The organism is Micromonospora orduensis, from assembly GCF_006228125.1.
GTDB lineage: Bacteria > Actinomycetota > Actinomycetes > Mycobacteriales > Micromonosporaceae > Micromonospora > Micromonospora orduensis.
Window position 1 is genome coordinate 14,550 of record NZ_VDFY01000081.1, and the last position, 25,039, is coordinate 39,588.

Consider the following 25,039-nt stretch of genomic DNA (forward strand, 5'->3'; position numbering starts at 1 on the left):
CGTTCACATGAGCGCGCGGAACGACCGTAGCGCGGCCAACGCGAGAGCGACGACCACGAGTAACGGACCGCGACGATGATAGGGCGCGAAGATGAACAAAAGACTGCCCCGGCATTGCCGGGGCAGTCTTTTGGTGACGAATCCGATGGGGCTGGTCAGCCCTTCATCAGCTCCTCAGCCTTACGCTCCAGGTCCTCGAGACCGCCGCACATGAAGAACGCCTGCTCGGGGAAGTGGTCGTACTCGCCCTCGCTGATCTTGCGGAACGCCTCGATGGTCTCCTTGATCGGGACCGTCGAGCCCGGCACGCCGGTGAACTGCTCCGCGGCGTACGTGTTCTGCGAGAGGAAACGCTCGATCCGCCGCGCGCGCTGCACGGTGATCTTGTCTTCCTCGGAGAGCTCCTCGATACCGAGGATGGCGATGATGTCCTGCAGGTCGCGGTAGCGCTGCAGGATCCGCTTCACCTCGGTGGCGACCTGGAAGTGCTCCTGGCCGACGAACTCCGGGGCGAGAATCCGGGACGAGGACGCCAGCGGGTCCACGGCCGGGTAGATGCCCTTGTCGGAGATCGACCGCTCCAGGTTCGTGGTCGCGTCGAGGTGGGCGAACGTGGTGGCCGGGGCGGGGTCGGTGTAGTCGTCCGCCGGCACGTAGATCGCCTGCATCGAGGTGATGGCCTGGCCCCGGACGGACGTGATCCGCTCCTGGAGCTCGCCCATCTCGTCGGCCAGGGTCGGCTGGTAACCCACCGCGCTCGGCATGCGGCCGAGCAGGGTGGAGACCTCCGAGCCGGCCTGCGTGAAGCGGAAGATGTTGTCGATGAAGAGCAGCACCTCCTGCTTCTTCACGTCCCGGAAGTACTCCGCCATGGTCAGCGCGGAGAGCGCCACCCGCAGACGGGTGCCCGGCGGCTCGTCCATCTGGCCGTAGACCAGCGCGGTCTTGTCGATGACGCCGGACTCGGTCATCTCGGCGATGAGGTCGTTGCCCTCACGGGTCCGCTCACCCACGCCGGCGAACACCGACGTACCACCGAAGTTACGGGCAACCCGGGTGATCATCTCCTGGATGAGCACCGTCTTGCCCACACCCGCGCCGCCGAACAGGCCGATCTTGCCGCCCTTGACGTACGGGGCGAGCAGGTCGATGACCTTGATGCCGGTCTCCAGCATCTCGGTCTTCGGCTCCAGGTCGGCGAAGGCCGGGGCCTTGCGGTGGATGCCCCACCGGTCGTCCGCCTGGATGGTCTCGCCCTCGGTGAGGTTGAGGCACTCGCCGATCGCGTTGAACACGTGGCCCTTGACCGCGTCGCCCACCGGAACGGTGATCGGCTCGCCGCGGTCCTGCACCTCCGCGCCACGGACCAGGCCGTCCGTCGGCTGCATCGAGATGGCGCGGACCAGGTTGTCACCCAGGTGCTGGGCGACCTCCAGGGTCAGCGTCTTCTCACCGCCGGACAGGTTCACCTTCACGTTGAGTGCGTTGAACAGGGCCGGCATGGCGTCGCGCGGGAACTCGGCGTCGACGACCGGGCCGATGACCCGGACCACGCGACCCGTGGCCGTCTTGGTCTCTACTGGGGCAGTCATCACACTTCACTTCCCGACGCGGCCAGCGCGTTGGCGCCGCCGACGATCTCGCTGATCTCCTGGGTGATCCCGGCCTGCCGGGCCGAGTTCATCTCACGCGTGTACTTGTCGATCATGTCTTCGGCGTTGTCGGTGGCGCTCTTCATCGCCCGCCGACGCGACGCCGACTCACTCGCCGCCGACTCGATCAACGCCGCGTAGATCCGCGTGTTGATGTACCTCGGCAGGAGCGCGTCGAGCAGTGCCTCCGCCTCCGGCTCGAACTCGTACGCCGGCAGCAGCCCCTCGGAGCGCGGCCGGTCCTCCACCTGCATCGGACCGATGACCTTGGTGACCGGGGTCTGCGTCATCAGCGAGTGGAACTCGGTGTAGACGATGTGCAGCTCGTCGACGCCGAGCACGCCATCCGCACCGGCGCCACCGTCGACGTCGTCCGCGCCGGCCGTGAACGCCTTGATCAGCGTCTCACCGACGGTGCGGGCGTCCTCGAACGACGGCTGCTCGCTGAACCCGGTCCAAGTCGCCTCCATCGGCCGGTCACGGAACCGGTAGAACCCGACGCCCTTACGCCCGATGACGTAGAGAACCGGCTCCTTGCCGTCCGCCCTGAGCCGCGCGATCAGCGACTCCGCCATTTTGATCGCGTTGGAGCTGTAACCGCCGGCCAGGCCACGGTCGCTGGTGACCAACAGGACGCCCGCCCGCCGCACCCGCTCGCGCGGGGTGAGCAGCGGGTGGTCGATCCGCGCGTTGGACGCCAGCGCCGTGAGCACACCGGTGATGGCCTGGGCGTACGGCAGGGACGCCTGCACCCGAGCCTGGGCCTTGGCGATCCGGCTCGTCGCCACGAGCTCCATCGCCTTGGTGATCTTCTTCATCGACTTCGCCGAGCGGATCCGTTGACGAAGAACGCGTACCTGGGCCGCCATGGGATCAGCTCTCGGCCGGGCGGTCGGTCGCGCCGTCGCGGAAGCGGGTCACCGTCTCGCGGTTCTCGTCACCCTCCAGCGGGGCGGCCGGCGCGTCGTTGACCTTGCGCTCGTCCTCCTTGCCGAGGAAGACCTGCTTGAACTCGCCGATCGCGGCGTCCAGGGAGTTGATGATGTCATCGTTCCACTGGTTGTCGGCGATCCCGGCCAGGATGCCCTGGTGCTTGTGCCGCAGGTACTGGAGGAACTCCGACTCGAAGCGGCGCACCTCGCCCACCGGGATGTCGTCCAGCTTGCCCTCGGTGCCGGCCCAGACCGAGACGACCTGCTCCTGCACCGGGAACGGCGAGTAGTTCGGCTGCTTGAGCAGCTCGACCAGGCGCGAACCGCGGTCCAGCTGGGCCCGGGAGGCCCGGTCCAGGTCGGAGGCGAAGGCGGCGAACGCCTCCAGCTCGCGGTACTGCGCGAGGTTGAGCCGCAGCGAGCCGGCGACCTTCTTCATCGGCTTCACCTGCGCGGCGCCACCGACCCGGGAGACCGAGGTACCGACGTTGATCGCCGGACGGACGCCCTGGTTGAACAGGTCGGTCTCCAGGAAGATCTGGCCGTCGGTGATCGAGATGACGTTGGTCGGGATGAAGGCCGAGATGTCGTTGGCCTTCGTCTCGATGATCGGCAGACCGGTCATCGAGCCGCCACCCAGCTCGTCGGAGAGCTTCGCGCAGCGCTCCAGCAGACGGGAGTGCAGGTAGAAGACGTCACCCGGGTACGCCTCACGGCCCGGCGGGCGACGCAGCAGCAGCGACACGGCCCGGTACGCCTCGGCCTGCTTGCTCAGGTCGTCGAAGACGATCAGGACGTGCTTGCCGCCGTACATCCAGTGCTGCCCGATGGACGAGCCGGTGTACGGGGCCAGGTACTTGAAGCCGGCCGGGTCGGACGCCGGGGAGGCGACGATGGTCGTGTACTCCATCGCGCCCGCCTCCTCCAGCTGCCCCTTGATCGAGGCGATGGTGGAGGCCTTCTGACCGATGGCGACGTAGATGCAGCGGACCTGCTTCTTCGGGTCGCCGGTGCGCCAGTTGTCCCGCTGGTTGAGGATGGCGTCCAGGGCGACAGTGGTCTTACCGGTCTTCCGGTCGCCGATGATCAGCTGCCGCTGGCCCCGACCGATCGGGGTCATCGCGTCGATGGCCTTGATGCCGGTCTGCAGCGGCTCGTCGACGGACTGCCGGGACATCACGTTCGGAGCCTGCAGCTCCAGCTCGCGGAAGCCCTCGTTGGCGATGTCGCCGAGGCCGTCGATCGGCTGGCCGAGCGCGTTGACCACGCGGCCGAGGAAGGCGTCGCCGACCGGAACGGAGAGAACCCGCTCGGTGCGCTTGACGCGCTGCCCCTCCTCCAGCTTGGCGGAGTCACCGAGGACGACGACACCGATCTCCCGGACGTCGAGGTTCAACGCCACGCCGAGCGTGCCGTCCTCGAACTCCAGGAGCTCGTTGGTCATGGTCGAGGGCAGGCCCTCGACGTGGGCGATGCCGTCGCCGGTGTCGGCGACGGTGCCGACCTCCTCGCGGGAGACGTCGGACGAGTAGGAGGAGACGTAGCGCTCCAGGGCGCCGCGGATCTCCTCCGTCGAGATGGTCAGCTCGGCCATCCTCTGCTTCCTTAAAATTCAGGGGCCCGGGATACCTAGTACCGACCGGTCCGAATGGCGTCTGTCATTCCGGGCGCTGCCCGGCCGAACCGCCCCAGCGCTGGGCGGCGAAGCCGTTCAGCCCTTGGGCGGCGAAGCCGTTTCAGCGCTTCGCGAGCGCGTTGCGGGTCTCGTTGAGGCGGCGGAGGATGGTGCCGTCGTACAGGTCGGAGCCGACCCGCACGCTCACGCCACCCAGGACGTGGGGGTCGACCGTCTGCTTGACGGAGACCTCTCGACCGTATATCGCGCTGAGGCTCGCACCCAGCCGACGCTCGTCCTCGTCACTCAACGGGGCCGCGACGGTCACGTACGCCACCTGCCGGTCGCGTCGCTCGGCCGCGAGCTCCACCAGGCGGGTGAGCGCCCCGATGAAGGAGCGTCCCCCGAATCCGCCCAACGCCGCCTCGACGAGGCGGACGGTGACCGGGCGGGCCTTGTCGGCGAGCAGCTCGCGGGCCAGCGTGGCCCGCTGCTCGACCGGCGCGACCGGGTCGGCCAGCGCGTTGCTCAGCGCCGACTGACCGGCCACGACCTGGCCGAAGCGGAACAGCTCGTCCTCGACCTCGCCCAGCTCGCCGGCCTTGTCAGCACTGGCGAGCAGCGCCTCCACGCCGAGGCGCTCGGCGCCGTCGAGCAACTCCGACGGTGCCGACCACCGGCCGGACACCAGGACCACGAGCAGGTCGAGTGCGTCGGAGCCGATCCGACCGCCCAGCATGTCGCCGAGCAGGGCGCCCCGGTCCTCGCCGGAGCGGGCCGGCTCGGACAGCGCCCGGCGCAGCCGCGGCTCGCGCCGCAGCAGGGCCGCCACGGAGAGGATGGCGTCGGCGGTGGACGTCACCGCCGACGGCTCCGCGCCGCGGACGTACGCGTCGAGGCGCTCGGCCGCGACCTTGTACGACTCCCGGCTGGCGGCCTGCATCAGCGGGCCCCCGTGCTCTCGAGACCGCTCAGGAACCGGTCGACGGTGCCCTTGCGTCGCGCCTCGTCGGCCAGCGACTCACCGACGATCTTGCTGGCCAGGTCCACCGCGATGGTGCCGACCTCGGCACGCAGCTCACGCACGATGGTGGCCCGCTCGGCGGCGAGCGCATCCTTGCCGGCCTGGATGACCCGGTCGGACTCTTCCCGCGCCTTGGCGAGGATGTCCTGTCGGATGCCCTCGGCGTCGGCCCGCGCGTCGTCACGGATCTTCGCGGCGTCGGTGCGGGCCTCAGCGAGCTGGGCACGGTACTGCTCGAGCAGCTGGTTCGCCTCGGCCTGGGCGGCCTCGGCGCGCTTGATGCCGCCCTCGATCGCGTCGACCCGGGCCTGGAACGTCTGCTCCATGCGGGGGAAGACGAACTTCATCAGCACGAAGCAGAGCACGGCGAAGGCGACCGAACCGACCACGATCTCCTGCCAGAGCGGGATGATCGGGTTGTGGGTCGACTCACCACCCTCAGCGGCGAGGAAGTACATGGTTACCTCCCGGTCTATGGGCGGGATCAGCCGGCCCAGATGAAGCCGAAGGCGATGCCCAGCAGCGCCAGCGCCTCGATGACGGCGAAGCCGATCCAGACGTACGGCAGAGTCATCCGGGACGACTCCGGCTGGCGGGCGGTCGACTGGATGTAGGCGGCGAAGACCAGGCCAACGCCGATGCCCGGGCCGATGGCCGCGAGGCCGTAGCCGATGGCGGCGGTGCTGCCCTCTACCGCGGCGAGAACGCTAGCGTCCATTGGTGTGGTTCCTCCTGGTTATCACGCGTGACTCTCACGCGGGACGACAACGGTTGGTGCGGTGGATCAGTGCTCGTCGGCGAGCGCGCCCTGCACGTAGCTGGCGGTGAGGACGGTGAAGACGTATGCCTGCAGGCAGATCACCAGGAACTCGAGGAAGGTGAGCGCGATGGTCATCACCCAGGAGAGCACCGAGACCGGAGCCAGCCAGGCGTTGGCGCTCAGCATCGCGAAACCGCCGAGCGTGAATACCAGCAGGAGCATGTGACCGGCGAACATGTTCGCGAAGAGACGAACCGCGAGCGAGAACGGCCGGACGATGAAGGTCGAGAAGAGCTCGATCGGGATCAGCAGCGGCAGGATGTACCAGGGTGCCGGCGGGATCAGCGAGTTCTTGAAGTACTTGACGAAGCCGTGGTGCCGGATGCCGATGTAGTTGAACAGCACGTAGCTGATGATCGCGAGGATCGCCGGGAAGGCGATGTGCGAGTTCGGCGAGATCTGGAAGAACGGGATGATCGCGAACGCGTTCGTCAGCAGCACGAAGCAGAAGAGCGTCGTGAAGTAGGGGGCGAACCGCACACCGGCGTGGCCGATCATGTCGACGGCGATGTTGTTGCGCACGAAGCCGTAGATCGACTCGGCGAGCCACTGCTTCTTCGTCGGCACGAGCTGCGGCTTCCGGTACGTCGCCAGGAAGAAGATGATCAGGACGCCGACCGCGATCCAGACCATCGCCGTGATCTTGGTGAACCAGTAGGAGTCGTGGGCACCCCACGGCAGGATGCTGGGCAGGTAGAAGTCCTCCACCGTGGGTGGGAATGCCGCCTGGCCCGCTGCCAGAACGTTCGCCTGTCCGAACACCGCGTCCCTTCCTAAGTAGGCGTGCCGAGTCGGCGGACGACCAGGATGATGCCCCCGGCCATTCCGAGCACGACGCCGATCCCGGTGGCGACGCCGCCGGTGTCGAGCCACTGGTCAACCAGCCAGCCGATGAAACCCCACACGAGCATGCCTCCGATGAGGTAGCTGAGCGCGGTCCAACCCTGACCGGCGCCGGACGGAATGTCGTCCGGTTCACCGGCGGGACGGGGGGTTTGGTCACCAGCCATGACGGGGCGAACGATATCAGCCGGGAAGACGAGGCTGTGCCTCACCCCCCGCACAACCGTCGTTGTGTGGGCATCTCTGGGCTCGCGTCGTCTGTGGGCACGCTACTCCCCTTCCGCCCGTCGGAGAATGACCGGAGGCCGACACATTGCCGCGCGTCCGAAAGCTGGGACGACGACCGACCGATCGCCAGGTCAGCTCCGCGGTCGGCGGGCATGCACCCTGGTCAGCCACCAGATGTGCACTGCTGTCCACACTGCCACCCCGGCGACGATGCCGAGGCAGAGCGGGACCAACCCGGGCCAACCGGTCGACGCGACAGCCACCATGACCACACCCAGGAGGGTGAACTTCAGCGCGTACAGGCCCAGCCCGAGCGGCAGCACCAACTGCGTGTTGATCCGGTCGGCCCAGGCCAGCACCACGGTCGTGAGGGTGTAGCTGAGCACCGTGACGCCGACGCCGGCCGCCGCGCCGAAAGCGGCCGTCACCCCGCCGGTGGCCCCACCCACCACCGCGGCGACCGCGGCCAGCGCCACCGACGCGGCCAGGAGCACCGGCAGGTGCCGCAGCCGCCACCGCCGGTCGGTGTCGGCCTCGACCACCCCGGGCTCAGCCACGGGGGTACGCCGGGAAGGCGGCGGCCAGCTCGGCCACCTCGGCACCGACGCGGGCCAGCTCGTCGGCGCCGCCCGGGGCACCGGGATCGGTGCGTACCGCCCGGGCGATCAGGGCGGCCACCTGCCGCAGCTCCCCCTCCCGCATCCCCTGGGTCGTGACGCTCGGCGTGCCCACCCGGATGCCGGAGGCCACCATCGGCGGCTGCGGGTCGTACGGGATGGCGTTCTTGTTCAGGGTGATCGACGCGGCGTCGCAGCGGTTCTCCGCCTCGGCGCCCGTGACGCCCACCTCCCGCAGGTCGATCAGGGCCAGATGGGTGTCGGTGCCGCCGGACACCTGTCGCATCCCCTCGGCGGCCAGGCCGGCCGCGAGCGCCTGCGCGTTGCGGACCACCTGACCGGCGTACGTCTGGAACTCCGGCTGGGCCGCCTCGCGCAGCGCGACCGCCTTCGCGGCGACCGCGTGCATCAGCGGGCCGCCCTGGGTGAACGGGAAGACCGCCTTGTCGATCCGCTGGGCCAGCGACTCCCGGCACAGGATCATGCCGCCGCGCGGGCCGCGCAGCACCTTGTGGGTCGTGGCGCAGACGACGTCGGCGTACGGCACCGGCGACGGGATCGCCCGGCCGGCGACCAGGCCGATGAAGTGCGCGGCGTCCACCATCAGGTACGCGCCGACCTCGTCGGCGATCTCCCGGAACCGGGCGAAGTCGATGAGGCGGGAGTACGCCGTGGCACCACAGATGATCATCTTGGGTCGGTGCGCCCGGGCCAGGTCCCGTACCTCGTCGTAGTCGATCATCTCGGTGTCGGGGCGGACCGTGTAGCCGACCGGGTGGAACCACTTGCCGGAGAAGTTCACCCGGCTGCCGTGGGTGAGGTGCCCACCGTGCGGCAGGTCCATCGCCAGCACCGTGTCCCCCGGCTGCACCAGCGCGGCGTAGGCGGCCAGGTTGGCGCTCGCCCCGGAGTGCGGCTGGAGGTTGGCGTGCTCGGCCCCGAAGAGCTCCCTGGCCCGGGCGATGCCGATCTCCTCGGCCCGGTCCACCTCGGCGCAACCGCCGTAGTAGCGCCGGCCCGGATAGCCCTCGGCGTACTTGTTGGTGAGCGTCGAACCGAGCGCGGCCAACACCGCCGGCGAGGTCAGATTTTCGCTGGCGATCAGCTGAAGGCCGCCCCGCAGCCGGTCCAGCTCGCCGAGGACCACCTCGGCGATCTCCGGGTCGGTGGCCCTGAGCTCGGCGAAATCCGGCCCCCAGAAGGTGCTCGTCTCGGTCTCCACAGCGAACGAGTCTAGGGGGCCGCACACTGGGATCCGTGAGATGCCTCGTCACCGGAGCCACCGGATACATCGGCGGGCGACTGACGCCACTGCTGCTCGCCGACGGTCACACCGTCCGCTGCCTCGCCCGCAAGGCGGTGCGGCTGCGCGACGTGCCCTGGGCCTCGGCGGCCGAGATCGTCGAGGGCGACCTGAGCCGGCCGGAGACGCTGCCCGCCGCGTTCGCCGACGTGGACGTCGCGTACTTCCTGGTGCACTCGCTGGGTCGGCCCGACTTCGAGGTCGCCGACCGGACGGCCGCGACCAACTTCGCGGCGGCGGCCCGCGCGGCCGGCGTACGCCGGATCGTCTACCTGGGCGGCCCGGAGCCGGCCGCCGACGCGGAGGTCCCCTCGCCGCACCTGCGGTCCCGGGCCGAGGTGGGCCGGATCCTGCTGGACAGCGGGGTCCCCACGGCGGTGCTCCGCGCCGCGGTGATCATCGGGTCCGGCTCGGCGTCGTTCGAGATGCTGCGCTACCTCACCGAGCGCCTGCCCGCCATGGTCACCCCGCGCTGGGTGCGGAACCGGATCCAGCCGATCGCCGTCCGCGACGTGCTGCGCTACCTGGCCGGCTGCGTCGCGCTCCCGCCGGAGGTCAACCGCGGCTTCGACATCGGCGGCCCGGACGTGCTCTCTTTCCTCGACATGATGCAGCGCTACGCCCGGGTGGCCGGGCTGCGTCGACGGATCATCGTGCCGGTGCGGCCGCTCACCCCGTCGCTCTCCTCGCACTGGGTCGGCCTCATCACGCCGGTGCCGAACGCCATCGCCCGCCCGCTGGTGGAGAGCCTCATCCACGAGGCCGTCGCGCACGAGCACGACATCGCCAGGTACGTGCCGGACCCGCCCGGCGGGCTGACCGGCTTCGACGACGCGGTGGCGCTGGCGCTGGCCAAGGTACGCGACGCCCAGGTGGAGACCCGCTGGTCGACCGCGAGCGGCCCGGACGCGCCCGCCGAGCCCCTCCCCAGCGACCCGGAGTGGTCCGGTGGCACCGCGTACACCGACATCCGTGAGCGGGCGGTCGACGCGTCACCGGCGGCGCTCTGGCGGGTCATCGAGGGCGTCGGCGGCGAACACGGCTGGTACTCCTTCCCCCTGGCCTGGTCGATCCGCGGCTGGCTGGACCGGCTGATCGGCGGCGTCGGGCTACGCCGGGGCCGACGCGACCCGCACCACCTCCAGGTCGGCGAGGCGCTGGACTTCTGGCGGGTCGAGGAGATCGTCCCCGGCGAGCTGCTGCGGCTGCGCGCCGAGATGCGGCTACCCGGCCGGGCCTGGCTGGAGATGCGGGCACTGCGGGCCGACGACGGCCGCAGCCGCTACCAGCAACGCGCCGTCTTCCTGCCCCGCGGCCTCGCCGGCCACGCCTACTGGGGCTCGGTGGCCCCGTTCCACGCGGTGGTCTTCGGCGGCATGGCCCGCAACATCGCCCGCAACGCCGAACAGGCTTCCTGACCACCCCGCCTCGGACGGGTCAGTTGCCGGTGCGGGCCCCGGTGACCTGGAACGCGGCCCGCTCGCTCGGCGGGACGAAGTCGCGGACCGGCTGGTCGCGCAGGGCGACGCCGAGCACCTCCCCCACCGCGGTCACCATCCGGGCCTGCACCGCCTGACCGACCGCGTCGCGGGGATCGTCCGGGTTGGCCGCCATCGAGGCGACCGCCAACTGCGGGGTGAAGGCCACCACCGTCTCCGTCTCGTACCGCTCCGAGCTGCCGGTCTTGCCGGCCACCGGACGGCCCAGCCGGGAACGCAGGTCGGGCGCGGTGGCGCCGTCGCACCGCCCGTACATCGACTGGTCGCCCACCGGGCAGCGGGCCGCGTCCGCCGCCGCCCGCGCCACGTCGGTGTCGAGCACCTGCCGGCAGTCCGGCTTGGCGGCGTCGACCGGCCGGCCACCCGAGTCGGTGATCGAGACCACCGGCAGCGGCGCGCACCGGGTCCCCTCGGCGGCCACCGTGGCGTACGCCGTGGCCAGGTCCAACGGGGTCGTCGCGGCCACGCCCAGGGTGAACGGACCCCAGTCCTTCGCGCCGTACCGGGCGAGCCGGGCATCGGAGTCGGCACGCAGCACGATGCCCAGCCGCTCGGCCATCTCCACCACCCGGTCGGCGCCGACCCGCTCGGTGAGCCAGGCGAAGTAGGTGTTCACCGAGCGGCCGAACGCGGTCCACATGGTGCGCGGGCCGTCCATCGACGAAGGGCTGGCGTTGGCCGGGCACCAGCGGCCGTCGCAACTGCCCGGGCCGGTCACCGGGAAGCGGGTGCGCAGCTGGGTGGGCGCGACGAAGTCCGTCGACAGCGGCATCCCGGACTCCAGCGCGGCGAGCAGGGCGAAGAGCTTGAACGTGGACCCGCCCTGGTACCCCTCGATCGCGCCGCCGCCGGCGACCAGCTGGTTGACCGTGTTCGGGTGGTTCTTCTGCCCGACCGGGTTGTCCTCGACGCTGTAGTTGCGGTTCACCGACATCGCCAGCACCCGGCCGGTGCCGGGCTGCACGACCACGGTCGGCACCGCCCGCGCCTCGGTCGGCCGGTAGATCCGCAGGACCTGCTCGGTGGTGGCCCGCTGCACCCCCGGGTCCAGCGAGGAGACGATGGAGAACCCGCCCCGGCGCAGCGTGCGTTGCCGCTCGTCGGCGGTCGACCCGAACGCCGGCTGGTCGCTCCACCACCCGGTGAACCAGTCGCAGAAGAACCCCCAGTCGTTGTGCGCGTCGGGCACGCCCGTGCAGTCGTTCGGGGTTTCGCTGGGCCGTAGCTGCAACGGCTCGGCCCGGGCCGCCGCCGCCGCCTCCGCCGACACCTGGCCGGTCTCCACCAACTGCTCCAGCACGTACGTCCGCCGGTTCAGCGCGCTGTCGGCGTCCCCGTTGATCGGGTCGTCGCTGTCCGGGGAGCGGACCAGGCCGGCCAGCAGCGCGGCCTGGGCGAGGGTGAGGTCGGCGGGGCTGCGGGAGAAGTAGCGCTTGCTGGCCGCCGCGATGCCGTACGCGCCGGCGCCGAAGTAGGCGATGTTCAGGTAGCGGGTGAGGATCTCCTCCTTGTTCAGCTCCCGCTCCATCGCCAGGGCGTACCGCATCTCCTGGAGCTTGCGGGCGGTGGTGACCTCGGTGGCCGCCCGACGCTGCCGCTCGGTCAGCCGGGGGTCGCTGCTCAGGACGTTGCGGACGTACTGCATGGTCAGCGTCGAGGCGCCCTGCCGGGTCTGGCCGTCGCGCTTGTTCACGGTGAAGGCGCGCACCACACCGCGCAGGTCCACCCCGCTGTGCTGGTAGAACCGGACGTCCTCGGCGGCCACGATCGCCTGGCGCATCACCGGCGCCACCTCCCGCAGCGGCACGTCCCACCGGTCCTCCTGGTAGAAGGAGGTGATCAGGGTGGTGCCGTCGTTGGCGTAGAGGTTGGAGCGCTGCGCGGTGGGGGGCGTCCGCAGGGTGTTCGGCAGCTCCGAGTAGGGCGTGGACAGGGCGCTGAAGCCGATTCCGAAGACCAGGGCCGCGGGCAGGGCGGCCACGGCCAGCACCAGCCCGGCCAGTACGCCGGCGATCACCACGGTCAGCAGTTTGTCGAGATGGGCCCGGATCATCAGCTCTCCCCGCAGGAGCCGGTCACGCTAGGACCCGTTCAGAATGACCCGGAACGCCCCGTTCGCCCCGGGTTTTCACCAAACCCGGAGGAAACTCGCACGGCGCTCAGGGCAGCAGCGCGCCGACCAGCGGGTGGACCGTCTCCTCGATCTCGTCGGCGACCCGGCTGAAGCACTGGTCGCCGCGACCCCACGGGTCGTCCAGATCGTCCGTCGGCAACGCCGAGACACCCAGCCGGGCGTCCTGCGCCGCGGCCACCAGGGCCACGCCCCGGGCGTACACCGCCTCCGGAGTCGCCTCGGCCGGCGGCAACACGCTCGCGTCCACCGCCGCGAGCAACCGGCCGAACTCGCCCAGCACGAACGTGCGGGCCGCCGCGTCCGGCCGCAACGCCACCACGTACTCCTGCTGGTCGGCGGTCGCGGTCAGCACCAGGTCGGCGGCGTCGATGTGGTCCGAACGCAGCTTGCGCGCGGTGAAGCCCTCGACGTCCCCGCCGCGCCCGACGACCTGCCGCGCCGCCGGTGGGTTCATCTCCTCGCCCGCGTGCCAACCACCGGTGCCGGCGCTGTGACTGAACAGCAGCTCCTCCGCCCGCGCCGGGTCCTGCTCACGCCGGGCCAACCGCTCCCGCACCGCGAGGGCGAGCAGCCGCTCGGCCATCGGCGACCGACAGATGTTGCCCATGCAGACGTGCAGCACGGTGAACGGGGGCACTCAGGCCCCCTGGCTGTCGACGAGATCCGGAACCACGTCGCGCAGCTTCTCCAGCGGGATCGCGCCGGCCCGCAACAACTGCGGCACCTCACCGGTCAGATCCACGATCGTGCTGGGCACCGGGTCCGGGCAGGGCCCGGCCTCCAGGTACGCCCGCACCGAGTAGCTGAGCTGATCCCGCGCCTCCTCGGCGGTCACCGCGGCGGGCTGACCCGTCTTGTTGGCCGACGACACCGCCATCGGACCGGTCTCCCGCAGCACCTCCAGGGCCACCGGGTGCAGCGGCATCCGCACCGCCACCGTGCCCGTCTTGTCGCCCAGATCCCACTGGAGGCTCGGCGAGTGCTCGACGACGATCGTCAACGCACCCGGCCAGAACGCCTCCACCAGGTCACGCGCGGCCGTGGGCAGCGAGAAGACCAACCCGTCCAGGGTGTGCCGGGACCCGATCAGCACCGGCGGCGGCATCTGCCGACCCCGGCCCTTCGCGTCCAGCAGCGCCTTGACCGCGTACGGGGTGAACGCGTCCGCGCCGATCCCGTAGACGGTGTCCGTCGGAAGGACGACCAGTTCGCCGTTCTTGACCGCCTCGATGGCCGCGGCGATGCCGCGGTCCCGATCGGCGGGCGACCGGCAGTCGTAGAGCATCACGAGGAGTGAGTCTGCCACGCCGCCGCGCCCGGGGCGTGCTGGCCGTCCGCCCGTCGGGACGCGGTGGCGTACCGGGGCCGGCCGGTGAGGTCCCGATGCTCCGCGACGGCGGTGAACCGGCCGTCCGCGACGAACAGGCCGGGCACCGCCGCGCCGTGCGTGTCGTCGTGCTCGACGCCCACCACCCCGTCCGGGCGCAGCAGCGCCGCCGCCCGGGTGATCACCGGCCGGATCACCGCCAGGCCGTCCGGGCCACCGAAGACCGCCTCCGCCGGGTCGTGCGCGGCCACCTCGGGCGGCACCACCACCTCGACCGGCACGTACGGCGGGTTGCAGAGCAGCACGTCCACCCGACCGGCCAGCTCCGCCAGCAGGTCCGGCGCGGTCACGTCCGCCTCGACCACCTCGATCGGGCGGTCCCCCGCCGCGGCCCGCTCCGCCGCGTTGCGCCGCAGCCACGCCAGCGCCTCCGGGGACCGCTCCACCGCCACCACGCGTGCCCCCGGCAGCTCCTGCGCCACCGCCAGCGCGATGGCGCCGGAGCCGCTGCACAGGTCCACCACCAGCGGGTCAGGTCGGCCCCGGGCCTGCTCGACGCCCCAGCCGGCCAGCAACTCCGTCTCCGGCCGGGGCACGAAGACACCCGGGCCGACCGCCAGCTCCAGGTGCCGGAACGCGGCCCGGCCGGTCAGGTGCTGCAACGGCTCCCGCCCGGCGCGCCGGCGGACCAGTTCGTCGAGCCGCGCCAGCTCGTCGGCGCCCAGGTCGTCGGCGAGCGCCAGCCGGCCGCGCGGCACCCCCAGCACGTACGCCGCCAGCAGTTCCGCCTCCACCCGGGCCGGGCCCACCCCCGAGGCGGCGAGCGCCCGGGCCGCGCGGGCCACCGCGGCGGACGGACGGAGCCGCCCTGTCCCTTCGGAGGGGTGTTGCGGCAGAGTGGTCACACGATAATCATGATGCGTCGCGGGCTACGTGACGAACGGGTGCGCCGAGACGCACACGACAGGAGGTCGGCGGGTGGGCTGGCTCGACCGGGTCGATGACCAGGTTGACACCCTGACGCACGCCCGGGCGTTGCAGGAGGCCAGCCGCTCGGCGGAGGCGTACGGTCTGCTGGAGCGGGTGATCCGCACCACCGACGACCCGGCGGCGCGAGCGGACGCCATGGTGCAGCGCCTCTCCGCGCTGATCAATCTCGGTCGGACGGCGGAGTTCACCCGGACCATCGAAGAGGCGTCGGCGGCGGTCCGGGACCTCGCCGAGCCCTACCTGCACGGGCACCTCAACGCGCTCGCGGCGCTCGCCGCGCACCACCAGGGCGCACTGGACCGCTGCGTCACCCACCTGGTGAAGGCCGCCCGGGCGCTGAGCGCCGTGGAGGACCCGGACCGGGACACCGCCTGGGGCTGGCACGACCTCGCGATGGCCTACAGCTATCTCAGTTTCCACGGGTACGCCCTGGGCGCGATAGAACGCGCCAGGCAACTCGGCGTGACCTCCGGAATCCCCGAGGAGACGTTCGCCGCGCCGGGTATCCGGCTGCGCAACGCCGTGGCACTGGACCACAACGGCGACAGCGACGGCTGCCTGCGGGTGCTCCGCGACGTCGCCGCCGACCTGGCCCGGTTCGTGCGCAACGGTCGCGCCGACCGGCTGCGCCCGAGCAGCCTCGCCGCGTACGGGTACGCGGCGGCCCGGCAGGCCGCGCTCGGCGACCGGGTGGAGCCGACCGCCGACACCGACCCGTCGCAACTGCTCCAGAACGGCGGTGACAGCGCCCGGGCGCGGGACATGCGGCACCTCGGGCAGGTCTGCCTGGCCGTCGCCGCCGGCCGGCCGATCGAGGCGGTGGCCCGGCTGGACACCATCCGGGTCTCCACCGAGACCCTCGGCGCGGCGGAACCGGCCCGGTTGCGCAGCATCGCGCTGGCCCGCGCCGGGGATCACGTGGCCGCGCACCGGGCCGACCGGCTGGCGTTCCGGCTGGCCGCGCAGCGCAACGACCGGCTGCGCGACGTCTACATCGACGGCATCGCCGCCCGGATCGACCACGAGGAGATGCGCCGCGAGGCGGCCCGGTTCGAGGGTGAGGCACTTACCGACCCGCTCACCGGCCTGCCGAACCGCCGCCGAATCGAGCGGTACATCACCGCGGTGGTCACCCGCGGCGAGCGGGTGGTGATCGGCGTCTGCGACCTGGACGGGTTCAAGGCGGTCAACACCCGGCACGGGCACCACTCGGGCGACCTGGTCCTGCAACGCATCGCCGGGGTGATCAACCGGGTGATGCGCCGGGGCGACTTCGTGGCCCGCTACGGCGGTGACGAGTTCGTCGTGGTGCTGCCGGACACCGGGATGGCCGAGGCCGCCGAGGTGGCCCGGCGGATCGAGGCGGCGGTGCGCGCCGAGGACTGGGAGTCGCTGGTGCCGGGCACCCCGGTCGGGGTGAGCATCGGCTTCGCCGAGGTCTCCGGCGGCGGTGGACTACGCGACGCGCTCAGCCTCGCCTTCGAGGTGGCCGACCGGGAGATGCTCCGCGCCAAGTCCCGGCCCCGCGCCAGCTGACCCGCCGGCGCGGCCGGGTCAGCGGCGGGTCAGCTCGGTGTCGCCGGCCAGGCGGGCCGCGCGGTCGGCCTCGGTCAGGGCGTCCAGGACGCCGTCCAGCTCACCGGCCAGCGCCAGGTCCAGGTTGTACGCCGTGTAGCCGATCCGGTGGTCGGTGATCCGGTTCTGCGGAAAGTTGTAGGTGCGGATCCGCTCCGAGCGGTCCACCGTGCGTACCTGCGCCTTGCGGGCGTCCGAGGCCGCGGCGTCGGCCTGCTCCTGGGCGGCCGCGAGCAGCCGGGCCCGCAGGATGCGCATGGCCTGCTCCCGGTTCTGCAACTGGGACTTCTCGTTCTGGCAGGACACGACGATGCCGGTCGGCAGGTGGGTGATCCGCACCGCCGAGTCGGTGGTGTTCACCGACTGCCCGCCCGGCCCGGACGAACGGAACACGTCGATCCGCAGGTCGTTCTGGTCGATGGTGACGTCGACGTCCTCGGCCTCGGGCAGCACCAGCACCCCGGCGGCGCTGGTGTGGATCCGGCCCTGCGACTCGGTGACCGGGACGCGCTGCACCCGGTGCACGCCGCCCTCCCACTTGAGCCGCGACCAGACGCCGTTGCCGCCGTCGGGCACACCCTTGGTCCGGATCGACAGCGACACGTCCTTGACCCCGCCGAGGTCCGAGTCCTGCGCGTCGATCACCTCGGTGACCCAGCCGTGGCGTTCGGCGTACCGGGTGTACATCCGCAGCAGGTCACCGGCGAACAGCGCGGACTCCTCGCCGCCCTCACCGGCCTTGATCTCGACGATCACGTCCTTGGCGTCGTGGGGGTCACGCGGGATGAGCAGCTCGGCGAGGCGCTCCTCCAGAACCGGCAGGGAGGCCGCGATCGACTCCGCCTCGGAGGCGAAGGAGGGATCCTCGGCGGCCAGTTCGCGGGCCGCGGCCAGGTCGGCGCGCGCCTGCTCCAGCTCGCCGGCGGCCTTGTGCAGCGGCACCAGCTCGGCGTACCGACGGCCGACTCGGCGGGCGGTGGCCTGGTCGGCGTGGATCGCCGGGTCGGCCAGCCGCTTCTCCAACTCGGCGTACTCGTCGAGGAGGCCGGCCAGACGCTCGCTGCTCATGCTGCGGATGCTCCTTCGAGGGTGCGGGCGCCGGCCCGGGCCAGGCGAAAACCGGGTGGAACGCGGACGGCGCCCGCGTCCGGTGGAAAACCGGACGCGGGCGCCGAACGGAGAGTTACTTGGCCTTCTTGGCCTGAACCTTGGCGTACTTCTGCTGGAACTTCGCGACCCGGCCGGCGGTGTCGAGAACGCGCTGCTTACCGGTATAGAACGGGTGGCAGGCGCTGCAGGTCTCGACGTGGATCGCCCCGCCCTTGGCGGTGCTGCGGGTCGTGAACGTGTTGCCACAGGAGCAGCTGACCTCGGTGGTCACGTACTCCGGGTGGATGTTTGCCTTCATCTCGCCTCGGTCCTCTCGTTGGTGGTCGCCGGGTCGCCGTCACCGCTCGTCGCGCCGTACGCGACGGGCTCGGGCGTGAACCGGAACCGGTGGCCGATTGACCAGTGTGCCATGGGCCTGAGCCGACCCGGCAATCGGGCCGCACACCTCGTCCGGCATCGTCAACACGTGCCTACCCGTCCGCATTCCCGACGCCTGGCGGGGCATTCGTCCACCCGACGAACCGCCGTCGCGTGCCCCGCCGGGGGTACGCCCGTCGAGCCCGAGGGGCGCCGATGACCCGACTGATCGCCACCCGGGGACTGCCCGCCTCGGGCAAGACGACGTTCGCCCGCACGCTCCAGCCGTCGGTGGTCCGGGTGAACCGGGACGACCTGCGCCGGATGCTGCACGGCGAGCGGCTCTTCACCCAGTGGGCGGAGGCGCAGGTCACCGTCGTGCAGCGAGCCCAGGTCGAGGCGCTGCTGCGGGCCCGGGCGGACGTGTGCGTGGACGACACCAACCTGCGGGCACGGACGCTGCGGGACTGGGCCGACCTGGCCGCCCGGCACGGTGCGGAGTTCGAGGTGCACGACTTCACCGACGTGCCCCTTGACGAGTGCCTGCGCCGGGACGCCGCCCGCCCGGCGGCCGAGCAGGTGGGCGCGGACGCCATCCGCCGGCTGCACGACCGGTACCTGGCGGGTCGGACCCTGCCGCTGCCGGTGCCGCAGGCCCGCACCGGTCGGCCCGCCGCCGTGCACCCGCCGTCGGCGGAACCGCCGGAGATCGTCCTGGTGGACATCGACGGCACTGTGGCGCTGGCCCTGTCACGCAGCCCCTACGACATGACCCGGGTGGGCGAGGACCAGCCGAACCCGGCGGTGATCGCGGCGGTGCGGGCCATGCACGCGGCCGGGTACGGGGTGGTCTTCTGCTCCGGGCGGGACGCCTCCGCGCGGGCGGCCACCGAGGCGTGGCTGGCCCGGCACGTCCGGGTCCCCTACCTCGGGCTGCACCTGCGGGCCGTCGGCGACTCCCGCAAGGACTCGATCGTCAAGCGGGAGATCTACGACCGGGAGATCCGGGACCGCTACCGGGTGGTGGGCGTGTTCGACGACCGCGTCCAGGTGGTGCGGATGTGGCGGGAGCTCGGTCTCACCGTGTTCCAGGTGGCCGAGGGCGACTTCTGAGGTGTGTCCGGACGGGCCCCCGAGCGCGCGGGGCCCGTCCGGACGGTTCACCGGGTGACCGCGACGGTGGCGTCGGCGAGGACGCCGTTGACGGCGACGGTGAGGCGTACCTGGGCGCCGGGCCGCAGTGCCGTCAGGGTGCCGGTGGCCGGGTCGAAGCGGGCCGTGTGCCAGGGACGCACCCCGGCCGCCCCGCCGATGTGCACCCCGGGCGAGGCGGACCAGTCGGCGCTGACCGGTGCGGCCACCGGGACCGTACGCCCGCCGGGCTGGGTCAGCGTGGCGGTGACCGTCGCCGGGGCGCCGACCGCCACGCTGGCCGGGGCGTTCAGCGCGAGCCGGTCCACGTGGGCGTGGAACTCGGCGTCCACCCAGGGTGGCCCCTCGGCGAGCGGGTCGCGGCGGGCCCGGTCGGCCTCGGCCGGGGTGACCGGGTCGACGCCGAACTCCGTCCAGCCGGTGAAGCCGCCCTGCTCGGCGGGGGTGGACGGGGCCTTGCCCGCGTTGCCGTTGATCACGTACGGCACCCCGTCCACCCGGTCGGCGTGGAACGTGCCGACGTGCCCGCCCACGAACAGCGCGCCCTTGCCGGTGCGGTGCTGGAAGTCGGCAAGCCACTGCTCCAGCAGCGCCGCCTCCTTGCGGTCGGTGAGTTGGCTGGCCTGCGCCGGGCTGGGGTCACGCGCCGGGTGGTGGTGCAGGACGACGACCGAGCCCACCCGCCGGTCGGTGGCCGCCGCGTCAAGCGTCTCGCGCAGCATCCGCACCTGGTCGAACCCGCCGCCGCGCAGCGTGCCGGTGGACGAGTTCAGCGTGACGAAGCGGGTGCCGTTGTGGTCGAACACCCGGGAGGTGGCACCGAACGCCGCCTCGAAGTTGCTGATCGGGGCGCCCATGATCTCGTGGTTGCCGGGCACGTAGTACCAGGGCAGCGCGTCGCCCAGCTCCTCGTCGAGGATCCGCCTGGCCAGCGCGAAGTCGACCGGGTAGGCGGTGTCCACGAAGTCGCCGTTGATCAGCAGGAAGTCCGGCCGGGCCGCCTTCACCTCGCGCAGCGTCCGCCGGGCCTGGGCGACCAGGTCGCTGTCCGGGTCGGCGGCCACGAACTGCGCGTCGGAGAGCACCGCGAACCGCCAGGGTGCGCCGTCCACCGTGCCGTCGCGGACCACCACCCGGTCGGTACGCGGGGCCACCGCCGGCACGTCGACAGTGGGCGGCACCTTCGCCACCAGGTCGTCGATGATCACCTCGCTGGTGTACTGCGCGGCGGCGTTCGTCTCGGCCACGTAGAAGCGGCGCACCCGCACCGGGTACTGCACCCCGGCGGGCACCGCGAACTCCACGTACCGCCAGCCGGTCCAGGTGATCAGCGGGCCGCGCAGCACGTGCTGGGTGTCCTGGGCGTCGTGCAGGTGCAGGCTGGGCCACTCCCCGGTGCCGTTGCCGTGGATCCACATGCCGAACGCCTGCGGCTGGCCGGGCACCTCGATCCAGGCGGGCGGGTCGGCGTACGCGGCCCGGGTGCCGGTGGACTGGCTGAAGTCGTACGACATTTTCAGGCCGGTGCCGGTGTGCCCGGGGGCCGGCGCGACCGACCCGCTGGCCCGGGCCTGGCTGAACCGCCAGGACGCGGCGTCGTCGAAGCCGGCGACCGGCACGTCGGTCAGGCCGACGGTGACCGGCAGGACGGCACTGGACCGCCCGACGTGGACGGTCACCAGGGCCGAGCCGGTGTCCCGCAGCGCGGTGACGGTCAGGTTGCCGTCGCCGGTGGGGGTGATCCGCAGCAGGTCCCTGTCGTAGTCGAGGGTCACGTCCCGCGGCTCGATCGGCGCGGTGTCGCCCTCGGCGTCGTACCCGACCACGCCGACCAGGGCGTTGCCGTCGCGGCCGGTGAGGCCGACCCGGGGCACGGTGGTGCCGACCCGGGCCAGTGGGCCGAGCACGGTGAGGTTCAGCGAGCCGGTGACGCGGCCCCGCGCGGCGGTGACCGTTCCGGCCCCCGGCGCGCCCGCGTGGAACACGCCGGCGCGGTCGACCCGGCCGCGTACCGCAGGGGTGGCCCGCCAGGTGGGCGCGCCGGCCGCCGGGCCGTACGTCTCGTCGTAGCCGGCCGCGGTGAGGGTACGGGTCAGTCCGGGGAAGACCCGGTCGGGCCGGCCACCGCGCACCGGCGAGACGCCCGGGGCGGCGGTGGGGTCGCTGGCCGTTTCGACCCAGTAGCCGGTGAGCCGGCCGCTGCCCTTCGGCGCGTAGATCGCCAGGCCGTTGGGCACGGCCCGTTCGCTGCCGTCGGAGGGGCCGTTCTCCACCTGCACGACCGACGCGCCCGGCTCGCGGGCCAGCAGCGTGGACGAGCCGCCACCGTCCAGGTTGAGCGCGTGGTGGGCGCCCAGCTCGGCCATCATCCGGCCCATCTCGGTCTGGGTGACGCCTCGGCTGTCGACCTGACGACCGTCCACCGTCAACATGATCATTTTGCTACCGTCGGCGCTGAAGCCGACCGAGGTGCGCGGGGCCAGCGTGGGGTCGGCGATGCTCTGCACGACGCCGTCGCGGACCAGGACGTTCCCGCCCCCGACCGCCGCGTGCAGGTCGCTGCCGTCGGACGACTTGGGCCGCCAGGCCACCGTCACCGGGTCACCGGGGCGGAGCCCGGCGAGGGCGTCCGCGCCGGCGTCACGGCCGAGCAGCACGGTGCTGCCGGCGACGATCGGGCCGCTGCCGGCCACGTCCGCCACCGCGGCCACCCGACCGCCGGTCACGGTGACCTCGACCACCCGGGCCGCGCCCTCGACGGCACGCTGCCGGGAGTACGTCCCCCACAGCTCGGTGAACGCGCCGATGCCGTCGGCCTGCACCAGGTTGTTGAACTGGGTCAGCGGGACCGGCCCGGTGGGCAGGGCGGCGGTGCCGTCGAAGTTCACCTCGATCACCCGGCCGAGCCCGTTCGCCGTGATCGCCGCCGCGTTGCGGTGACCGCCGACCGCCGACTGGATCAGCTCGCCGTCGCGGACGCCGACCCCCTGGGCGGCGCTCGAGTTGTTGATGTCGAAGAAGTCGCCGTTCACCGCGGCGACCGCGCGCGAGTCGTCCACCGCCGTCCGCAGTGGCTCGGCCCGGCTGACCGCCCCGGAGTTGACGTAGTCGACGGTGGAGCCACCGGCGAGGTCGGTGGTGAGCGCGTCGGCGCGCAGCCAGCCGTCGGCGTCGTACCTGTCGAAGGAGGTGAGCTGCACGCCCGGCGCGACCGGCCGGGTGGCCTTCGTGGTCTCCAGGCCGCCGGCCGGCTCCAGACCGCCAGCGGCGGTTGCCGGCGCGGTCGCGGCGGTCGGGTCGGCGGCCAGGCTGACCGGCCCGTCCCTCCGGGACGACGCGGGCGGCGCGTCCTCGGCGGTGGTGGGCGGGCCGACCGTGACCGGGGCGGCGACGGGTCGGGTCGCGGGTGCGGCGGTGGCCGGCGGTGACACGGCAAGGGCGAGCAGCGGCGTCAGCAGCAGGACGCCGGTGCGGCGGGCGGATCGTCTGCGGGTACGCATGGACGACAGTCAACCCGGCGATGAATAGAAGTTTCAAGACCTGTCGGCTGAACCGAAGGAAAATTCCATCGACGGCGGGCGGACACGACGGAGGGGCACGGCCGTGTCGGCCGTGCCCCTTCGTCGTCGGTCACCCGGGGTTGGTTACTCCCCCGGCGTCGACTTCGCGATCTGCATCAGGAACTCGATGTTGGTACGGGACTGCTTGAGGCGGTCCAGCAGGAGGTCCATGGCCGCCTGCGAGTCCAGCGAGTGCAGCACCTTGCGGAGCTTGTGGATGATGGCCAGCTCCTCGGGCGCGAGCAGGACCTCTTCCTTACGCGTACCGGACGGGTTGATGTCGATGGCCGGGAAGGTGCGCTTGTCGGCGATCTTCCGGTCCAGCTTCAGCTCCGCGTTACCGGTGCCCTTGAACTCCTCGAAGATGACCGTGTCCGCCATGGACCCGGTCTCCACCAGCGCCGTGGCGATGATGGTCAGCGAGCCGCCGTTCTCGATGTTGCGGGCCGCTCCGAGGAAGCGCTTCGGCGGGTAGAGCGCGGTGGAGTCGATACCACCCGACATGATCCGGCCGCTGGCCGGCGCCGCCAGGTTGTACGACCGACCGAGCCGGGTCACCGAGTCGAGCAGCACGACCACGTCGTGCCCCAGCTCGACCAGGCGCTTCGCCCGCTCGATCGCCAGCTCGGCCACCGTGGTGTGGTCCTGCGGCGGACGGTCGAACGTGGCCGCGATGACCTCGCCCTTGATCGACCGCTGCATGTCGGTGACCTCTTCGGGCCGCTCGTCCACCAGCACCACCATGAGGTGGCACTCCGGGTTGTTGCGGGTGATCGCGTTCGCGATCGCCTGGAGCACCATCGTCTTACCCGCCTTGGGCGGCGACTGGATGAGTGCCCGCTGGCCCTTGCCGATCGGCATGACCAGGTCGATGACCCGGGTGGTCAGGATGTGCGGCTCGGTCTCCAGCCGCAGGCGCTCCTGCGGGTAGAGCGGCGTGAGCTTGTAGAACTCGGGGCGGCGCCGCGCCTCCTCCGGCTCCATCCCGTTGATCGTGTCCAACCGCATCAGCGGGTTGTACTTGTCCCGCCGCTGGTCGCCACTGTTGCCACCCTCGCGGGCCGCGCGGACCGCACCGGTGATCGCGTCACCGCGGCGCAGGCCGTACTTCTTGATCTGGGACATCGAGACGTACACGTCGTTCGGGCCGGCCAGGTAGCCGGTGGTCCGCACGAAGGCGTAGTTGTCGAGCACGTCGATGATGCCGGCCACCGGGACGAGCACGTCGTCCTCGCCGACCTGGGGCTCACGCCCGCCGGTGTCACCACCGGTCTCGGCGCGCTCGCCACGCCCACGGCGACGGTCCCGGAAACGGCTCCGCCGGCCACGCCGACCGCCGCCCTCGCCGTCGTCGTCGTCGCTGTCCCGCTCGGCGCGCTGGCCACGATCGTTGCGGTCGCCCCGGTCGTTGCGGTCGCCCCGGTCGTTGCGGTCGCCCCGGTCGTTGCGGTCGCCCCGGTCGTTGCGGTCGGAACGCTCGCCCCGGTCGTTGCGCTCGGCCCGCTCACCACGGTCGTTGCGCTCGGAACGCTCGGCCCGCTCACCACGCTCGTTGCGGTCGGCCCGCTCGCCGCGCTCGGCCCGCTCGCCACGGTCGTTGCGGTCGGCCCGCTCGCCGCGCTCGGAACCGTCGTTGCGGTCGGCACGCTCGCCACGGTCGGCACGCTCCGGACGCTCGGCCCGATCCCGGCGGTTCTCGCCCCGGTCGGTCCGCTCGCCGGTCTCGGCCTCGTCGGCACGAGCCTCGGCGCCCCGAGCCTCGGAGCTGCGAGCCTCAGCGCCCCGAGCCTCAGCGGTGCGAGCCTCGGAACCACGAGCCTCAGCGGTGCGAGCCTCGGTGGTGCGAGCCTCTGCCGTGGCGGTGCGGCTGCGGCGGGTACGACCCCGGCTCTCGGTCTCGGCGGCCGGCTCGGCGGGCGCCTGGTCGGCGCTGCGCCCTTCGGCTGCCGGCCGGTCGGCGGTCTCCCGCACGTCGGCGCGTACCCCCTCACGGGTCGGAGCGGCCGCAGCCGCGACCTCGGCCCGCGGTCGAGGGGTTCCGGCGGCGTTGCCGCCCTGCCGCTCGGAGATCGCGGCGATCAGCTCGCCCTTGCGCATGCGAGCCGTGCCGGAGATGCCGAGCGACGCGGCCAGGCTCTGCAGCTCTGGCAGCAGCATCGCCGACAGACCGGTGCCGCTACGCCGACGACGGGCGGGAGCGGCAGTGGTGGCATCGCCAGCGACGTTGGAAACATCCGACGTCACGTCGGTGGTGTCGCTCAATGGATTCCTTCCCTCGATAGGCCGGGACTGCCCGGAGTC

At 72.1% G+C, this 25,039-nt stretch carries 21 protein-coding genes; 3 read left to right on the forward strand and 18 right to left on the reverse strand.

The window, feature by feature from the left end; genetic code table 11:
* Nucleotides 1-155: 155 nt before the first annotated feature.
* The 10 genes from atpD to FHG89_RS03410 form a co-directional block, all read right to left on the reverse strand.
* Nucleotides 156-1,592, reverse strand: a complete 1,437-nt coding sequence (gene atpD, locus FHG89_RS03365; protein WP_139582683.1) for a F0F1 ATP synthase subunit beta — start codon at nt 1,590-1,592, stop codon at nt 156-158.
* Entirely contained in the window at nt 1,592-2,521 is a 930-nt protein-coding gene (locus tag FHG89_RS03370; protein WP_139582684.1) for a F0F1 ATP synthase subunit gamma, read from the reverse strand. Before FHG89_RS03370 ends, atpD begins: the two co-directional genes overlap by 1 nt.
* A gap of 4 nt (nt 2,522-2,525) precedes the next feature.
* Entirely contained in the window at nt 2,526-4,178 is a 1,653-nt protein-coding gene (gene atpA, locus FHG89_RS03375; protein ID WP_139582686.1) for a F0F1 ATP synthase subunit alpha, read from the reverse strand.
* Nucleotides 4,179-4,320: 142 nt separating this feature from the next.
* Nucleotides 4,321-5,142 carry a F0F1 ATP synthase subunit delta gene (locus FHG89_RS03380; protein WP_139582688.1) on the reverse strand — a complete coding sequence of 274 codons (822 nt, stop codon included), beginning with the start codon at nt 5,140-5,142 and terminating at the stop codon, nt 4,321-4,323.
* A complete protein-coding gene (locus FHG89_RS03385; protein WP_139582689.1) occupies nt 5,142-5,681 on the reverse strand; it encodes a F0F1 ATP synthase subunit B in 540 nt (179 codons plus the stop codon). Before FHG89_RS03385 ends, FHG89_RS03380 begins: the two co-directional genes overlap by 1 nt.
* A 26-nt stretch (nt 5,682-5,707) precedes the next feature.
* On the reverse strand, nt 5,708-5,941 hold the full coding sequence (locus FHG89_RS03390) for an ATP synthase F0 subunit C (RefSeq protein ID WP_030488047.1): 234 nt from the start codon (nt 5,939-5,941) through the stop codon (nt 5,708-5,710).
* Between the two features lie 66 nt (nt 5,942-6,007).
* Nucleotides 6,008-6,805 (reverse strand): F0F1 ATP synthase subunit A, encoded by a 798-nt coding sequence (gene atpB, locus FHG89_RS03395; protein ID WP_139582691.1) that lies wholly within the window; start codon nt 6,803-6,805, stop codon nt 6,008-6,010.
* An 11-nt stretch (nt 6,806-6,816) separates the two neighbouring features.
* On the reverse strand, nt 6,817-7,053 hold the full coding sequence (locus tag FHG89_RS03400) for an AtpZ/AtpI family protein (RefSeq protein ID WP_030488045.1): 237 nt from the start codon (nt 7,051-7,053) through the stop codon (nt 6,817-6,819).
* A 192-nt stretch (nt 7,054-7,245) separates the two neighbouring features.
* Nucleotides 7,246-7,671 carry a hypothetical protein gene (locus FHG89_RS03405; protein ID WP_139582695.1) on the reverse strand — a complete coding sequence of 142 codons (426 nt, stop codon included), beginning with the start codon at nt 7,669-7,671 and terminating at the stop codon, nt 7,246-7,248.
* Entirely contained in the window at nt 7,664-8,953 is a 1,290-nt protein-coding gene (locus FHG89_RS03410; protein ID WP_208760845.1) for a serine hydroxymethyltransferase, read from the reverse strand. Before FHG89_RS03410 ends, FHG89_RS03405 begins: the two co-directional genes overlap by 8 nt.
* A 35-nt stretch (nt 8,954-8,988) precedes the next feature.
* Here FHG89_RS03410 and FHG89_RS03415 point away from each other — a divergent pair, with 35 nt between their 5' ends.
* Complete coding sequence (locus FHG89_RS03415; RefSeq protein WP_139582700.1) at nt 8,989-10,452, forward strand: SDR family oxidoreductase; 1,464 nt, start codon at nt 8,989-8,991, stop codon at nt 10,450-10,452.
* Between the two features lie 19 nt (nt 10,453-10,471).
* On the opposite strand, the gene FHG89_RS03420 is transcribed toward FHG89_RS03415, so the two are convergent.
* The 4 genes from FHG89_RS03420 to prmC form a co-directional block, all read right to left on the reverse strand.
* Nucleotides 10,472-12,586, reverse strand: a complete 2,115-nt coding sequence (locus tag FHG89_RS03420; RefSeq protein ID WP_139582702.1) for a transglycosylase domain-containing protein — start codon at nt 12,584-12,586, stop codon at nt 10,472-10,474.
* 106 nt (nt 12,587-12,692) lie between these two features.
* A complete protein-coding gene (locus FHG89_RS03425; protein WP_139582703.1) occupies nt 12,693-13,304 on the reverse strand; it encodes an arsenate reductase/protein-tyrosine-phosphatase family protein in 612 nt (203 codons plus the stop codon).
* Entirely contained in the window at nt 13,305-13,952 is a 648-nt protein-coding gene (locus FHG89_RS03430) for an L-threonylcarbamoyladenylate synthase (RefSeq protein WP_139582721.1), read from the reverse strand.
* Nucleotides 13,952-14,899, reverse strand: coding sequence for a peptide chain release factor N(5)-glutamine methyltransferase (gene prmC / locus FHG89_RS03435; RefSeq protein WP_139582705.1), 948 nt, complete (start codon nt 14,897-14,899; stop codon nt 13,952-13,954). The genes FHG89_RS03430 and prmC overlap by 1 nt, the downstream gene beginning before the upstream one ends.
* A 73-nt stretch (nt 14,900-14,972) precedes the next feature.
* Here prmC and FHG89_RS03440 point away from each other — a divergent pair, with 73 nt between their 5' ends.
* Nucleotides 14,973-16,520 carry a GGDEF domain-containing protein gene (locus tag FHG89_RS03440; protein ID WP_139582707.1) on the forward strand — a complete coding sequence of 516 codons (1,548 nt, stop codon included), beginning with the start codon at nt 14,973-14,975 and terminating at the stop codon, nt 16,518-16,520.
* 18 nt (nt 16,521-16,538) lie between these two features.
* Here FHG89_RS03440 and prfA read toward each other — a convergent pair whose 3' ends face one another.
* Together prfA and rpmE are read right to left on the reverse strand one after the other, a co-directional pair.
* A complete protein-coding gene (prfA, locus tag FHG89_RS03445) occupies nt 16,539-17,627 on the reverse strand; it encodes a peptide chain release factor 1 (RefSeq protein ID WP_139582709.1) in 1,089 nt (362 codons plus the stop codon).
* Between the two features lie 115 nt (nt 17,628-17,742).
* Complete coding sequence (gene rpmE, locus FHG89_RS03450; RefSeq protein WP_007464546.1) at nt 17,743-17,967, reverse strand: 50S ribosomal protein L31; 225 nt, start codon at nt 17,965-17,967, stop codon at nt 17,743-17,745.
* 275 nt (nt 17,968-18,242) lie between these two features.
* Between rpmE and FHG89_RS03455 the strand changes: the two genes are divergently transcribed.
* Nucleotides 18,243-19,139, forward strand: coding sequence for a phosphatase domain-containing protein (locus FHG89_RS03455; protein WP_139582711.1), 897 nt, complete (start codon nt 18,243-18,245; stop codon nt 19,137-19,139).
* A gap of 47 nt (nt 19,140-19,186) precedes the next feature.
* Here the strand turns inward: FHG89_RS03455 and FHG89_RS03460 are convergent, their stop codons facing one another.
* Complete coding sequence (locus FHG89_RS03460; RefSeq protein WP_139582713.1) at nt 19,187-22,678, reverse strand: phosphodiester glycosidase family protein; 3,492 nt, start codon at nt 22,676-22,678, stop codon at nt 19,187-19,189.
* Nucleotides 22,679-22,822: 144 nt separating this feature from the next.
* A complete protein-coding gene (gene rho, locus FHG89_RS03465) occupies nt 22,823-25,000 on the reverse strand; it encodes a transcription termination factor Rho (protein ID WP_139582714.1) in 2,178 nt (725 codons plus the stop codon).
* Between the last annotated feature and the right edge of the window lie 39 nt (nt 25,001-25,039).

What these genes read in the sequence shown, in the direction of transcription:
- atpD (WP_139582683.1), bottom strand. Translation starts at nt 1,592, where the DNA reads ATGACTGCCCCAGTAGAGACCAAGACGGCCACGGGTCGCGTGGTCCGG.
- FHG89_RS03370 (WP_139582684.1), bottom strand. Translation starts at nt 2,521, where the DNA reads ATGGCGGCCCAGGTACGCGTTCTTCGTCAACGGATCCGCTCGGCGAAG.
- atpA (WP_139582686.1), bottom strand. Translation starts at nt 4,178, where the DNA reads ATGGCCGAGCTGACCATCTCGACGGAGGAGATCCGCGGCGCCCTGGAG.
- FHG89_RS03380 (WP_139582688.1), bottom strand. Translation starts at nt 5,142, where the DNA reads ATGCAGGCCGCCAGCCGGGAGTCGTACAAGGTCGCGGCCGAGCGCCTC.
- FHG89_RS03385 (WP_139582689.1), bottom strand. Translation starts at nt 5,681, where the DNA reads ATGTACTTCCTCGCCGCTGAGGGTGGTGAGTCGACCCACAACCCGATC.
- FHG89_RS03390 (WP_030488047.1), bottom strand. Translation starts at nt 5,941, where the DNA reads ATGGACGCTAGCGTTCTCGCCGCGGTAGAGGGCAGCACCGCCGCCATC.
- FHG89_RS03400 (WP_030488045.1), bottom strand. Translation starts at nt 7,053, where the DNA reads ATGGCTGGTGACCAAACCCCCCGTCCCGCCGGTGAACCGGACGACATT.
- FHG89_RS03420 (WP_139582702.1), bottom strand. Translation starts at nt 12,586, where the DNA reads ATGATCCGGGCCCATCTCGACAAACTGCTGACCGTGGTGATCGCCGGC.
- FHG89_RS03430 (WP_139582721.1), bottom strand. Translation starts at nt 13,952, where the DNA reads ATGCTCTACGACTGCCGGTCGCCCGCCGATCGGGACCGCGGCATCGCC.
- prfA (WP_139582709.1), bottom strand. Translation starts at nt 17,627, where the DNA reads ATGAGCAGCGAGCGTCTGGCCGGCCTCCTCGACGAGTACGCCGAGTTG.
- rpmE (WP_007464546.1), bottom strand. Translation starts at nt 17,967, where the DNA reads ATGAAGGCAAACATCCACCCGGAGTACGTGACCACCGAGGTCAGCTGC.
- FHG89_RS03455 (WP_139582711.1), top strand. Translation starts at nt 18,243, where the DNA reads ATGACCCGACTGATCGCCACCCGGGGACTGCCCGCCTCGGGCAAGACG.
- FHG89_RS03460 (WP_139582713.1), bottom strand. Translation starts at nt 22,678, where the DNA reads ATGCGTACCCGCAGACGATCCGCCCGCCGCACCGGCGTCCTGCTGCTG.